The 13,180-nt window shown below is 39.8% G+C and carries 13 protein-coding genes; 1 reads left to right on the top strand and 12 read right to left on the bottom strand.

The genetic code is table 11. From position 1 onward, the window contains the following. Positions 1–72 precede the first annotated feature (72 nt). The 5 genes from gyrA to FTV50_RS01805 form a co-directional block, all read right to left on the bottom strand. The gene (gene gyrA, locus FTV50_RS01825; RefSeq protein WP_180023308.1) at positions 73–3,057 is read right to left on the bottom strand and encodes a DNA gyrase subunit A; all 2,985 of its coding nucleotides are present in this window, start codon (positions 3,055–3,057) and stop codon (positions 73–75) included. A 290-nt stretch (positions 3,058–3,347) separates the two neighbouring features. Further along, positions 3,348–3,845, bottom strand: a complete 498-nt coding sequence (locus FTV50_RS01820; protein ID WP_257223839.1) for a hypothetical protein — start codon at positions 3,843–3,845, stop codon at positions 3,348–3,350. 588 nt (positions 3,846–4,433) lie between these two features. Next, positions 4,434–5,366, bottom strand: coding sequence for an FAD-binding protein (locus FTV50_RS01815; RefSeq protein WP_111883923.1), 933 nt, complete (start codon positions 5,364–5,366; stop codon positions 4,434–4,436). A gap of 18 nt (positions 5,367–5,384) precedes the next feature. Further along, positions 5,385–6,137 (bottom strand): electron transfer flavoprotein subunit beta/FixA family protein, encoded by a 753-nt coding sequence (locus FTV50_RS01810; protein WP_078192067.1) that lies wholly within the window; start codon positions 6,135–6,137, stop codon positions 5,385–5,387. Positions 6,138–6,663: 526 nt separating this feature from the next. Next, positions 6,664–7,269 (bottom strand): LysE family translocator, encoded by a 606-nt coding sequence (locus FTV50_RS01805; protein WP_180023307.1) that lies wholly within the window; start codon positions 7,267–7,269, stop codon positions 6,664–6,666. A gap of 113 nt (positions 7,270–7,382) precedes the next feature. On the opposite strand from FTV50_RS01805, the gene FTV50_RS01800 reads away from it, so the two are divergent. Next, positions 7,383–7,877: an Lrp/AsnC family transcriptional regulator gene (locus FTV50_RS01800; protein ID WP_078190405.1), complete on the top strand. Its 495-nt coding sequence runs from the start codon at positions 7,383–7,385 to the stop codon at positions 7,875–7,877. A 466-nt stretch (positions 7,878–8,343) separates the two neighbouring features. On the opposite strand, the gene FTV50_RS01795 is transcribed toward FTV50_RS01800, so the two are convergent. The 7 genes from FTV50_RS01795 to FTV50_RS01765 all read right to left on the bottom strand — a co-directional run bounded on the left by FTV50_RS01795 (position 8,344) and on the right by FTV50_RS01765 (position 12,964). After that, positions 8,344–8,715, bottom strand: a complete 372-nt coding sequence (locus FTV50_RS01795; protein ID WP_218949190.1) for a hypothetical protein — start codon at positions 8,713–8,715, stop codon at positions 8,344–8,346. Positions 8,716–8,994: 279 nt separating this feature from the next. Beyond that, complete coding sequence (locus FTV50_RS01790) at positions 8,995–9,918, bottom strand: tyrosine recombinase XerC (protein ID WP_180023306.1); 924 nt, start codon at positions 9,916–9,918, stop codon at positions 8,995–8,997. Positions 9,919–9,989: 71 nt separating this feature from the next. Beyond that, entirely contained in the window at positions 9,990–10,325 is a 336-nt protein-coding gene (locus tag FTV50_RS01785) for an enhanced serine sensitivity protein SseB C-terminal domain-containing protein (RefSeq protein ID WP_180023305.1), read from the bottom strand. Next, positions 10,318–10,542 (bottom strand): hypothetical protein, encoded by a 225-nt coding sequence (locus tag FTV50_RS01780; RefSeq protein ID WP_180023304.1) that lies wholly within the window; start codon positions 10,540–10,542, stop codon positions 10,318–10,320. Before FTV50_RS01780 ends, FTV50_RS01785 begins: the two co-directional genes overlap by 8 nt. An 84-nt stretch (positions 10,543–10,626) precedes the next feature. Further along, positions 10,627–11,472, bottom strand: a complete 846-nt coding sequence (gene dapF, locus FTV50_RS01775) for a diaminopimelate epimerase (protein WP_111883917.1) — start codon at positions 11,470–11,472, stop codon at positions 10,627–10,629. A 13-nt stretch (positions 11,473–11,485) separates the two neighbouring features. After that, positions 11,486–12,730 (bottom strand): diaminopimelate decarboxylase, encoded by a 1,245-nt coding sequence (gene lysA / locus FTV50_RS01770; RefSeq protein WP_180023303.1) that lies wholly within the window; start codon positions 12,728–12,730, stop codon positions 11,486–11,488. A 24-nt stretch (positions 12,731–12,754) separates the two neighbouring features. Further along, the gene (locus tag FTV50_RS01765) at positions 12,755–12,964 is read right to left on the bottom strand and encodes a lipoprotein (protein ID WP_373423566.1); all 210 of its coding nucleotides are present in this window, start codon (positions 12,962–12,964) and stop codon (positions 12,755–12,757) included. Positions 12,965–13,180 lie beyond the last annotated feature (216 nt).

Below are 13,180 nucleotides of genomic sequence, written 5' to 3'. Positions count from 1 at the left end.
TATATAAATTTTTGTTAATACTATTCATCTATCAAAAAGGACGCCGTAGCGCCCTCTTTTTTAAATCTTCAATTAGTCTTCTTCAGGCTCATTGAAATCTGATTCATTGTCATTTTGATCAATAATCGTTGAGTCATCTACAAGTTGCTCAGTTTCGATTGCTTCCACTTCTTCAAAAGTTTCGTCTTCTTCAACTGCTTCGATCGCCACAACACCGACTAAGATTTCGCTTTCACCTAAACGGATCAAACGAACACCTTGAGCATTACGACCTGTTTGTGCCACTTCAGACGCACGTGTACGAACCAACGTACCGCCATCTGAAATTAACATTAGCTCTTTAGACGCATCAATCGCTACCGCACCAACAAGTTCACCGTTACGTTCAGATGTTTTAATTGCAATAACACCTTTACCGCCACGTTTCTTGGTTGGGAAGTCATCTACTGGTGTACGTTTACCATAACCATTGGCTGAAGCACAAAGTACTTCACCAGTTTCCGGAACAACCACCAATGACACTATACGGCTAATGAGAGCTGAATCAGAGGTATCGTCATCATCAGACTCTACATCCGCATCCTCAGCGTCTTCAGCTTGAGCTGCCGCACCAATGGTCACGCGCATACCACGGACACCTTTGGCAGAACGGCCCATTGAACGCACGTCAGTTTCTGCAAAACGAATGGCTTTACCTTCGTTTGAGAACAACATGATTTGTTGTTCGCCATCAGTAATAGCAACACCAATTAAGGTGTCATCACCATTGAGTTCAATCGCACGTAGACCGTTAGAACGAACATTCGAGAATTGTTCTAACTCAACACGTTTAATCGTACCGTATTCTGTTGCCATAAATACGTAGAAGTTTTTACGAACGGCTTCTGCTTGCTGTGCAAAGTCATTGATGATTTCATCATCAAGATCAGTCGTAGATAACTCTAGACCCAATTGTTTCAATTGAACACGTAATGCATCAGACAAGTCATCTGCACCGTCTTCAGTCTCAGCAAGTGCAGCTTCTAAACCAGCAAAATGACTATTAATCACTTCATTAGTTTGTAACTGTGCACTATTGGCTTTTACAAATGCTTTAAAGTCAGCCAAACGTTCTTTAAATTTCTTCGGCGCATCGACCACTGGTAAAATAGCGGTGATGGTCTCGTTTTCATCTAATGGCAATAAGTTCACCATTGGACGACCTTTCGCACCACGAGATGCTTGAGGTACTTCATATACTTTCAGACGATAAACTTTACCTACATTGGTAAAGCAAAGCACTGTTGCGTGGTTTGAAGTCACGATCAAATGTTGGATGTAATCGTCTTCTTTCATTGAAGTTGCAGACTTACCACGTCCGCCACGACGCTGTGCAGCATAGTCTGACAATGGTTGAGTTTTTGCATAGCCTGATTTAGAAACAGTTAGTACCATTTGCTCTTCAGGGATTAAATCTTCACGAGAGAAGTCGATACGTGATTCCACGATATCGGTACGACGTGCATCGCCATATTGTTGAAGGATTAAAGCCAATTCTTCTTTAATCACGTTCATCAACAAGTTGAAATCGTTCAAAATTGCAGTGTATTCAGCAATTTGACCTAGAATTTCTGTATATTCAGCTTGTAACTTGTCTTGTTCTAGACCAGTTAAGCGATGTAAACGAAGTTCTAAGATCGCACCTACTTGGGTTGGAGACAGACGATAAATATCACCTGTTAAACCAAATGGACGTGCTGGATCTTCGCCTTCAATTTCATCTGGTCGGACAGATACCGCACCCGCTTTTTCAAGCAATGCAACAACACCACCGCCTGCCCACTCGCCCGCTTGTAAACGTTCGCGTGCTTCGCTTGGGTTTGCAGACGTTTTGATGGTTTCAATGATCGCATCGATGTTTGCAAGTGCAACCGTCAAACCTTCTAAGATATGTCCACGTTCACGTGCTTTACGCAATTCGAACATGGTACGGCGTGTAACCACTTCCTGACGGTGACGGATAAACGCTGCAATAATATCTTTCAAGTTCATTAACTTAGGCTGACCATTATCGAGGCAGACCATGTTAATGCTGAATGAATTTTCTAATTGGGTATTTTGGAATAGGTTATTTACAATCACTTCGGCGTTTTCACCACGCTTCAAGTCAATTGCAATACGCATCCCTTCTTTATCTGATTCATCACGAAGTTCAGAAATACCTTCAAGTTTTTTCTCTTTAACCAACTCAGCAATACGTTCAATGGTTTTTGCTTTGTTAACTTGATAAGGAATTTCAGTGAAGACAATCGTGCTACGGCCCGATTTTTGGTCTTCTTCAATGTGATATTTACCACGGATATGCAAACGGCCTTTACCAGTACGGTACGCATCGACAATGCCAGATTTACCGTAAATGATACCGCCTGTAGGGAAGTCTGGACCAGAAATGTGTTCCATTAACCCTTCAATGCTGATGTGCGGATCGTTGGCATAAGCAAGACATGCATTAATGACTTCTGTCATATTATGCGGAGCCATGTTCGTTGCCATACCTACAGCAATACCAGCTACACCGTTAATCAACAAGTTAGGCACACGTGTTGGCATGACTTGTGGAATACGTTCAGAACCGTCGTAGTTGTCTTCCCACTCTACGGTATCTTTCTCAAGATCCGCTAAAAGTTCGTGGGTCAATTTACGCATACGAACTTCGGTATAACGCATTGCTGCTGCACTGTCACCATCGACAGAACCGAAGTTACCCTGACCATCAACCAATTGATAGCGTAAGCTGAAATCTTGAGCCATACGAACAATAGTTTCGTATACAGCTAAGTCACCATGTGGGTGATATTTACCGATGACGTCACCGACTACACGGGCAGACTTTTTGTAAGCTTTGTTGTAGTCATTGCCCAATTCGTGCATTGCAAAAAGCACACGACGGTGAACAGGTTTGAGACCATCTCGGACATCTGGCAACGCACGTGACACAATCACGCTCATTGCATAATCGAGATATGAGCTCTTCAGTTCATCCTCAATGGCAATCGGTCTAATTTCCGATACGCTCATGCATACTCCTTGTTATACAAGCAGAATTCTGCCCGCATTTATATATCGTAAATCTGTAAAAATTAGTTCAAAAAACACTGAACCAATATCAAAAATCAAGTCGGACAGTATAGCATAAAAACCCTGATTTTTGTGCCAATCATCTTGCACTAGAACCATGATTTTTTGTATTTATTTTAAGCATTTTGATTTTATTTGCTGTGAAAAAAACCTCTACGAATAGAGGTTGTTTAATGTTCAAAAAATTTCTTTTCGAAGCTTCAAATTTAGACGCATAAATCAGATAAAAATCACTCTTTATGATATTGCATAATCTCTAGTTCTTGAGGTACATGATCCTGCTGCATCCATGAGTATGCTGTTAAATACAAACCTAAAATAAGCGGAAATTCATAGACTTCTTCGATGAAATCTTTATAAGCCAAATCGTACAAAAATAAAAAACTAAGACTACGACTATGCTCAACTGCATCAGAAATAAGTAAGCCCAATATCACCAAGCCGAATGGCCAAATTGGTAAAGCCAAGGTTTTTAGCTTACGTACAATTTCTTGGCGTAAATACGGCGAAAACAGCATAAAGACCACAGGAGCAATCATGAATACCGAAATTAAACGAAAATACGGTTTAGGCACATCAGGAAAATAGTCACGCCCCCAACTAATACTACGACCAAATAGCAACAACCACCATGCAACAGCCCACAACCAAAATTGTTTCTTTCCATCTTGCATTTCAAGTGGTCGAATATAGAAAAAAGTATAAATCGCAAAAAACAGCAATAACAATGCTTGGACCTATTCAACTGCTGTAACAGTCATTCCATCAAATAAAGGAAAAGAGATACTTTGTAAAACAGGAAAAAGTAAACAGCAGATCATCAGCACCAATACACTGATTGGTAACTGAAAATCAAATTTCAAAGGGAGACTCCGCCTAAAGGGCAAGTTCAATAAAAAAGCAATGTTAACACAAAATATACAATCCTTTAAGCTTGCTTTAAGTTTAAGATTCAAACTTGAAGGATAAATTTTTATTATTTTATTTTAAATCTTTGTATTTTTTTATAATTTATTAATCTCCATCCTATTACCAAGCGATTGCGCCTGCTTACTTACCATTTAAGTTTTAACATACAAATACCTTACGCTAAAGTAGTGTCTAATACCAATAATAAGAAACACCATATGAATTTTGAACTACTAAACTAAGAATCCACTACCCTCATAAGCATGAAACATCTAAGTGCAATTTATATATGTACATTTACGTATAATTAATCGATTAAACATTGCCAAGAAGACCTACTAATTCTTCAAACAATAAAAACGCCCCTAAACCATAAGCTTAGGAGCGTTTTGAACTGCGTTCAGAAATTAGATTTTAGATACTAATTCTGGAACAACAGTATTCAAATCACCCACTAACCAGTAGTCAGCTACTGAGTTAATTGGCGCTTCTTCATCTTTGTTGATCGCAACGATCACTTTAGATTCTTTCATACCTGCCAAGTGCTGAATCGCACCAGAGATACCTACAGCGATGTACAAGTCAGGAGCAACGATTTTACCTGTTTGACCCACTTGCATATCGTTTGGTACGAAACCAGCATCAACTGCTGCACGAGATGCGCCTTGCGCAGCACCAAGCTTGTCCGCTAATGGATCAAGAACAGTGTGATAGTTTTCACCTGAACCAACACCACGACCGCCTGAAACAACAATACGCGCAGCTGTTAATTCTGGACGTTCAGATTTCACGATTTCTTCAGAAACGAACTTAGAAATACCAGCATCACCAGTAGATGCAACAGCTTCAACTGCAGCAGAGCCGCCTTCGCTTGCAACAGCATCAAATGCAGTACCACGAACAGTCGCAACTACAACAGACTCGCCAGACTCTACAGTTGCAATCGCGTTGCCTGCATAGATTGGACGTTTGAAAGTTTTAGGACCTTCAACAGCAATGATGTCAGTGATCATGCTTACGTCAAGTAGCGCAGCAGCACGTGGAAGTACGTTTTTGCCCGTTGTCGTAGAAGCAGCAAGGATGTGAGTGTAACCCGCACCGATAGAAGCAACTAATTTAGCAACGTTTTCAGCCAATTGATTAGCATAAGCAGCGTCGTCAGCAAGTAATACTTTGCTTACACCCGCAACTTTAGCTGCTTGGTCTGCAACTGCTTGAGCGCCTGAACCAGCTACTAATACAGTGATATCACCACCGATTTTTTGCGCTGCAGCAACAACGTTAAGAGTTGCACCATTTAGTGCTTTGTTGTCGTGCTCAGCGATAACTAAAATACTCATGATTTTTATCCTTCTGTATTAGATCACTTTCGCTTCGTTTTTCAATTTATCTACAAGCTCGTCTACAGACTTCACTTGTACGCCCGCTTTACGTTCTGCAGGAGCTTCAACTTTAACAGTTTTAAGCTTAGTTGCAGGTGAAACGCCATAATCAGCAGGTGACTTAGTATCAAGCGGCTTTTTACGCGCTTTCATAATGTTTGGAAGAGCAGCATAACGTGGCTCATTCAAACGTAAGTCAGTTGTAATAATTGCTGGAAGTGCAAGTTCAACAGTTTGTAAACCACCATCGATTTCACGAGTCACTTGTACTTTATCGCCTTCAACTTTCACTTCAGAAGCGAAAGTACCTTGGCCAGCACCTAAAAGCGCGCCAAGCATCTGACCAACTTGGTTAGAGTCATCATCAATTGCTTGTTTACCAAGAAGGATCAATTGAGGTTGTTCAGCGTCTACAACACCTTTTAGGATTTTTGCAACTTCAAGTGCACCTAACTGGCTGTCGTCAGCTTCAACAAGGATACCGCGGTCTGCACCAAGCGCCATAGAAGAACGGATTTGTTCTTGAGCTTCTTTAGGACCAATAGAAACAACAACGATTTCTGAAACAGTTCCTTTTTCTTTTAAACGAACCGCTTCTTCCACTGCGATTTCACAGAATGGGTTAATTGACATTTTAACGTTCGTTAAGTCAACACCACTGTTGTCCGGCTTAACGCGAACTTTAACGTTGGCATCAACCACACGTTTTACAGCAACAAGAGCCTTCATGTAATCCTCGGCTGTTTTAGCAAATGTAAATGTTGAGAAAAGTTATATTAACTCTTCACTTTAAATTTTTTAGGTGCCCTATCTTGCAATGTGTACGGCATTTCGGTCAAGTCACAATTATCGAAAGACCTGTAAAAAAGCGTAATTTCCTTGAACTTATCGTTCACATTTTTTAAAGAATGGTTTAGTTATCCAAAAAAACGCATTATTCAGTTATTTTTTAAGCATTGATTTTTATTATTTTTTTACTTGATTTAGCTCATCAAAAGATCTGATTTAATATCAATTTTCGATCAATCTTTCTGAAATAGAGCTTTTCCTCTACACATTCGGCAACATATCTAAACTTGTCATTTAAGATAGAAGTATAATGAATTTAGCGCTGATTTCACTTTTCCGAAGCTAATTGGCGTGTTTTTCTCCCTTTCTTATTCTTAATCTCTGTCGATATTCAGCACATATAAAAAAACCTCCGCTTTCACGAAGGTTTTAGTTAAGGCATTTATCTCAATTTACATTTGCTGTTTTAATTGGCAATTAACCACGTCGCAGCAAGAGCCAATAAACCACCTGATGTACCATCGATCCACTTTTGTTTGCGCTCATCAATTTGAGTTTTTTGTGTAATACGTGCAAAGACCACACTTAAACTACAATACACCACAAAAATCAGCCCAATAAAAATGAAGGACAAAATCAAACCTTGACTCACGGTATTCGCTGATTTATCGATAAATTGCGGCAAAATTGCAAAATATATCAACATTCCTTTCGGGTTCAGTAAAGCCGTAAAAAAGCCTTTTTTAATCGGGTTGGACGCTGACTTTTTCTCAATACTTAATTTTTTACTGCTAAATACTGAACGCAGCAAATGCGTTGCCAAATATAAAAGATAAGCAATCCCCAACCAGCGGATTGTTTCAAACAGTAGTGGAAATGACACGATAATCGCAGCAATACCCAATGCCACCAAAATCGAGTGAACCAAATAACCTGAGCACACCCCCACTGTTGCCATCATGCCTGCTTTTGCATCCTTACCCATCACTTGTGACAGGATAAAAAGCATATCGGGTCCTGGTGTGAAAATAAGGGGAATTACCGTTAAGGCAAACAAAGCAAATACAGACATTTTAATTTTCCCTTTCTATGTCCTGAAAGTGAAATTAGTATGTTTGAATCGCTTTAAAATAGGATATCAAATATTCTATAATAGATATTATTTTTAGAATTATATTCTATTTTATGAAGACATCTTCTAAGTCAATTCTAGTTAAACTAGATCGTATTGATAAAAATATCATTCGCGCACTTCAAAATAATGGCCGCATGCAAAATAATGACTTAGCCAAGGAAATTGGACTCTCGCCTTCTTCTTGTTTACGTCGGGTCAAATTACTCGAAGAAGCAGGTGTGATTCAGAATTACACCACCGTGGTCGATCCACAAAAGATTGGCTTTCAATTGATTTTATTCTCTCGTATTTGGTTGACTGGGCAAGATGCTGAAACCATCGATACTTTTATCGAAGCGATGAAAGAACTTCCTCAAGTCATGGAGTGCTACATTATTTTGGGTGAGTGCGATGCAATGCTCAAAGTTGTAGTTCCTGACCTAGAAAGTTACCGTAAATTTCAGTCTACTCACTTAACCAAGAAAAATGGCATCACTAGTGTAAAGACTGATTTACCTAGCCAAATCATCAAACAAAGCTTCCAGTTACCGTTAGAAGATTTATAACCACACAATTAATCTGCCAAGGAACAACTCAAGCATCTGAAACGACGAGGCTGATACTACAAGCTTGGCAATGTAGTGACAGATTACCTTCACAGCCTCGAATGCAAATACCTAGCAATGCGGTATTTACTTATATTTTAAGCAAAGAAAAATAATAATTTGGGGCACATTTGCAGCAATTAAATGGGAAATATCTAGGAGGTCTTTGAGCTCAATTGCTCAAGTAGGAAAACCATTGATTGGATTGACAGGCTCTCGCTATCAAAATTAAACGAATTGAATTACTAAGCAGCAAAACGGATTGGCATTTAGAAATTTTTGTTTAAACAACTAAGCTATGCAAAGAAGATTAACACTCTAACGCTCTGCTCACAAGCATCTCAACATGTCATGGAGCGAGTGATATAAGGGCTAAACATCCAAAACCAATGAAGATAGCCCTTGAGTTGTTTATTTGACCAATGGTTTAGGCTGGCTGATTTTCCAAAAAGTCACGATGGATGTGGCTTAGGTCAATAAGTTCATATTGTGCCAAATCAAAAATACGCCAAATGGTGAGGGCATCTTCTTTACTGTCAAATTTAGCAGTTGCTTTATTGGTAAGCTGCCATTGTTTATCCGAAATCCAAATAAAGTATTGGCCCGTCGCCGCATTAAACGCCTGAACTTTTCCATCGGCATTAATCCCTTGTAGCTGCGCACCTTCAGGCAATACAGCTTCTACTTCAGGCAAACTGATTTCAACAAAGTGTTTGATCTGGCGTAAGCCGTATCCTGCAAAAATTTCTTTTTGCTGACCATTTAACTGGTCATATTTTTCTTGAATATCTGAAATCATGGTATGGCCTATATATTTTTAACGGTACAGCAATTTAGTAAATGGCGAATTTCACTTCAGCATTTACGTCAATTCAATAATGGACAATTTTTATACCCGATAATTTGAATTTTTATAATGCGACAATAGTTCAAAATGTCGGTCAATTTTACCAATATTTTTTCACATCCTTATTTAATTTTCATGAAGTAGACCACTTTAGGATACAAAATGTGAAATCTAGCCTGTGTATTTAAGCAAAATTTAGACCACTGAGTACCAAAGTCGTTTTTGCAATTGTTACGAATCTTTATGCTGTGCCCTTGGATGGGCCTGATCATACACTTGTGCCAATCGATCAAAATCCACATGAGTATAAATTTGTGTAGTGGTTAAATTACTATGCCCCAACATTTCTTGTACAGCACGCAAGTCACCGCTATTGGACAACATATGGCTAGCGAAGCAATGTCGTAATAAATGCGGATGTAAATCGACATTTACACCTGCACGTCGAGCTTGAAATTTAACTCGATTTTCTATTTGTCTTACCCCCAGTGGATTACCTTTTTGAGTGATAAAAACTTGGGCTTCTGGGACAAAATCACCATGCCATGCAGGATATAATTGCAACCAATGCATCACAGCCTCTTTGGCTTTAGAACCAAAAGGTACAATGCGCGTTTTATTCCCTTTACCCGTAATACGTAACAGTTGGCGATTAAAATCAATATCTCGAATGGTTAAGCCCTGCACTTCAGCCAAACGTAAACCACTTGAATATAGCAGCTCCAAAATCGCTTTATCACGTATCCAAAGCTGCCGTTGAGTTTCACTTTCTGGCTCAGGCTGTTCCATGATTTGTTTAATGGTTTCAATATCGACCAATCCAGGTAAAGGACGTGATTGGCGTTTGAGCTGAAAATCATCTGCAGGATTAAAATTGAGATAATTTCCTTGTTCTGCCCATTTCATAAATTGGCGAATCGAAGATAACATGCGCTGCAAACTACTTGGACTGAGCTGAAACTGTTCCACTTTATGAGCAACAAATTCACGCAGATCTGACTTTTCAACATCATGCAGTGGCAAGTTGCGTATTGTACAAAATTGGAGAAAATCACTGACATCACGCTCATACGCTTGCAAGGTATGTTTAGACTGATTTTGAATTTCACGTTCCTTCAACCACATAGCCAGTAGTTGACTCTGATCCATCGTCATCTGTCTTCTCCCATTTCAACATGTGCTTTAGCGTTTCAGTACATTCTCTAAAGCGATCTTACATATCTGTTTTATGAAAAGAGTCTAGCAAAGAACCCCTTAGGCTTACCATCAACACGTTGGTAAAAAGCTTGCGTTTCATTAAGCAAATACCCTTCTACACCATCCACACTGTGCGGATTGACATGGATTAAATCCACTGGGCATTGCTCTTTTAAAATATCCTGTGTGATACGACCAATTTTACTGTGCAAATCTTGAATTTGTTGTTCAGATAATCCTGCTTCTAAATCTAGTCCGATCAGCAAAGTTGGTGAATCATCTCGAGCTTGATTCAGCATTTGCGCCAAATAAGCTGCTTTTACCACACGCTCTGTGCCGAAAAAAATGCTTAATTGATCAATCATAAGTTTCATCTTCCCATGATTTCAATTGAACACTGTCGCCTTCATCCAAAATCAAATCTTCGGCAATGCGTGAATCCGCTCCTGTTGTTCCCACACAATACACATTGGCTGCTAATAACTGAGCTAAAAATTCGGGTCGATACGCGGGTTCATGTAAGGCTTTATGAAAAAGTTGTTCTAAGATTTCTTCTTTTATTTCTTCGTTTATTTGTTCCATGTTGATTCCAATCCCATTGAATTATAATTTTTATTCACTTTTTATTTTATGAAAAAAAGCCCCGAATGAATCAGGGCTTGGAGTTTAACCTTGGAAGTAACTTAAATCTAAGCGTCCTTCGTAAACTGTTGCGGTTGGTCCAGTCATCCAGACCACACCACCTTCTTGCCACTCAATTTGCAGCTTACCACCTGCCAACTCTATTTCGACCGAATTGGCTAATAAGCCACGACGCATACCTGATACTGCCGCTGCACAAGCACCTGTACCACAGGCCATCGTTTCACCGACACCACGTTCAAATACACGTAAGCGTGCATGTTTCTCATCCACAATTTGCATAAAACCAGCATTTACACGCTGTGGGAAACGCTCATGCGATTCGACTTGTGGACCAATTTTAGCAACGTCTGCGGTAATGACATCAGGAACGATCGTCACTGCATGCGGATTACCCATACTCACTACATCAATGGTGAGCTGTTCATTATTCGCCAATGCTATGTCGTATAAGTTTTCAGGCTCTTCCGCAATAAATGGTATTTCATGCGGCAAAAAGCGTGGATAACCCATATTAACGCGCACCCAACCATTCGCACCTAATTCAGGCTCTACGATACCTGACTTGGTTTGTACTTTGATTTTGGTTTTGCTGGTCAACTTACGTTCATGCACAAAGCGCGCAAAACAACGTACGCCATTACCGCATTGTTCAACTTCCGAACCATCTGCATTAAAAATACGGTATTTAAAATCGACGTTGGGTAAATCAGGCGGTTCTACAATCAAAAGCTGATCAAAACCAATACCAAAATGACGGTCGGCCAAACGCTGAATCGTCACTGTATCTAAATAAGCCCGTTGGCTAATTAGATCGACCACCATAAAATCATTGCCAAGGCCATGCATTTTGGTAAATTCTAATAACATCTCGAATTTCTCCTTAAGGCAATAAACGTTCACGTTCCCATAATGATTCGATGGTTTCACGCTCACGAATCAAATGAGACTGATCACCGTCAACCATCACTTCAGCAGCACGTCCGCGGCTGTTGTAGTTTGAACTCATGACAAAACCATAAGCACCCGCACCCAATACTGCAAGCACGTCATTTTCTTGAATCGCCAACTGACGTTGCTTACCGAGGAAATCACCGGTTTCGCAAATCGCACCAACAACATCCCAGTCTTTCTTTTCTGTATCAGTACGAGGCGTTACTTCCTGAATATCCATCCATGCTTCATATAAAGCAGGACGGATTAAGTCGTTCATAGCAGCATCAATAATGGCAAAATTACGATGATTGGTCGGTTTGAGTAAATCAACTTTAGTTAACAACACACCTGCATTTGCAGAAATACTACGACCCGGTTCCATATACACCTTAAGGCCTAATTTTTCTAAAGCCGGACGCATTGCCTGAGCATATTCTTCAACGGTAGGCGGAACTTCGTCTTTGTACGTTACGCCTAAACCACCACCAATATCAATGTGTTTTAGATGAATACCCATCTCTTTCAGTTGATTGATCATCACAATGACACGATCAAGTGCATCAACAAAAGGCTGAGTTTCAGTCAACTGTGAGCCGATATGACAATCAATCCCGACAATCTCAAGATTTGGCAATGACGCCGCATACGCATAGGTGTCAAAAACGCTGTCTGAAGGAATACCGAATTTATTTTCTTTTAAACCCGTAGAGATATAAGGATGGGTTTTGGCATCCACATCTGGATTTACACGCAATGAAATCGGTGCTTTCTTACCCATTGCCGCAGCAACTTTTTGGATTCGATCTAACTCTGCATGAGATTCAACGTTAAAGCATGCAATACCCACGTCCAACGCTTTTTGAATATCAGCTTCAGTTTTACCCAAACCTGAGAATACAATTTTAGAAGCTTCACCACCGGCTTTTAACACACGTGCGAGTTCACCACCCGTCACGATATCAAAACCAGCGCCCTGCTTTGCAAGTACGTTTAACACCGCAAGATTAGAGTTTGACTTTACCGCAAAACAAATTTGATGGTCGATAAAGCTAAATGCACGATCCATATCTGAATAATGCTTTTCAAAAGTAGCTTTTGAATAAACATAAAGCGGTGTGCCATATTGCTGTGCAAGCTGTTGTAAAGAACATTGCTCTGCATGCAATACCCCATTCGTACGGGTGAAACTCATGAAAGTATCCTTTCTATAAAAGCATTAAGGTGTAGGGTTAGAATTTGAAGATTCCGATTCAGTTGGAACAGAATCCGCTTGTTTTTCCTGCTTTTGCTGTGCAGGCGTATCTGGATAAATCAGATATTTTGCGCGCTTATCTGCATTTGCATCTGAAGGTAAATGCAATGCACCAGACTGACCACAAGCGGTCAGCAGCACAGCACTTGCTAATACAATAATTTTATAATTCATAAAACGATACATAAACGTACCTAATGAAAAGATTTTTCCGAGTATAACGTGATCAACCCGCGGATAAAAGAAAAGCCCTGTAATTCCAAGTGAGCTTTTTGCCATTCTGCACTAAATTTAAGCAAAATTTGATGGTGCTGTTTTCAATCCTTATTTGTCTTTATTTCTAGCTCGATCAGGCTATTGATTTCACTGAAATAGCTTATCAATTTGAAT

The sequence above is a fragment of the Acinetobacter sp. YH1901134 genome (assembly GCF_013416965.1).
GTDB classification, from domain to species: Bacteria; Pseudomonadota; Gammaproteobacteria; order Pseudomonadales; family Moraxellaceae; genus Acinetobacter; species Acinetobacter amyesii.
This window is presented reverse-complemented; position numbering and strand designations above follow the sequence as displayed.

What these genes read in the sequence shown, in the direction of transcription:
- FTV50_RS01780 (WP_180023304.1), bottom strand. Translation starts at nt 10,542, where the DNA reads ATGGAACAAATAAACGAAGAAATAAAAGAAGAAATCTTAGAACAACTT.
- FTV50_RS01810 (WP_078192067.1), bottom strand. Translation starts at nt 6,137, where the DNA reads ATGAAGGCTCTTGTTGCTGTAAAACGTGTGGTTGATGCCAACGTTAAA.
- FTV50_RS01805 (WP_180023307.1), bottom strand. Translation starts at nt 7,269, where the DNA reads ATGTCTGTATTTGCTTTGTTTGCCTTAACGGTAATTCCCCTTATTTTC.
- FTV50_RS01790 (WP_180023306.1), bottom strand. Translation starts at nt 9,918, where the DNA reads ATGACGATGGATCAGAGTCAACTACTGGCTATGTGGTTGAAGGAACGT.
- FTV50_RS01815 (WP_111883923.1), bottom strand. Translation starts at nt 5,366, where the DNA reads ATGAGTATTTTAGTTATCGCTGAGCACGACAACAAAGCACTAAATGGT.
- gyrA (WP_180023308.1), bottom strand. Translation starts at nt 3,057, where the DNA reads ATGAGCGTATCGGAAATTAGACCGATTGCCATTGAGGATGAACTGAAG.
- lysA (WP_180023303.1), bottom strand. Translation starts at nt 12,730, where the DNA reads ATGAGTTTCACCCGTACGAATGGGGTATTGCATGCAGAGCAATGTTCT.
- FTV50_RS01795 (WP_218949190.1), bottom strand. Translation starts at nt 8,715, where the DNA reads ATGATTTCAGATATTCAAGAAAAATATGACCAGTTAAATGGTCAGCAA.
- FTV50_RS01800 (WP_078190405.1), top strand. Translation starts at nt 7,383, where the DNA reads ATGAAGACATCTTCTAAGTCAATTCTAGTTAAACTAGATCGTATTGAT.
- dapF (WP_111883917.1), bottom strand. Translation starts at nt 11,472, where the DNA reads ATGTTATTAGAATTTACCAAAATGCATGGCCTTGGCAATGATTTTATG.
- FTV50_RS01785 (WP_180023305.1), bottom strand. Translation starts at nt 10,325, where the DNA reads ATGATTGATCAATTAAGCATTTTTTTCGGCACAGAGCGTGTGGTAAAA.
- FTV50_RS01765 (WP_373423566.1), bottom strand. Translation starts at nt 12,964, where the DNA reads ATGAATTATAAAATTATTGTATTAGCAAGTGCTGTGCTGCTGACCGCT.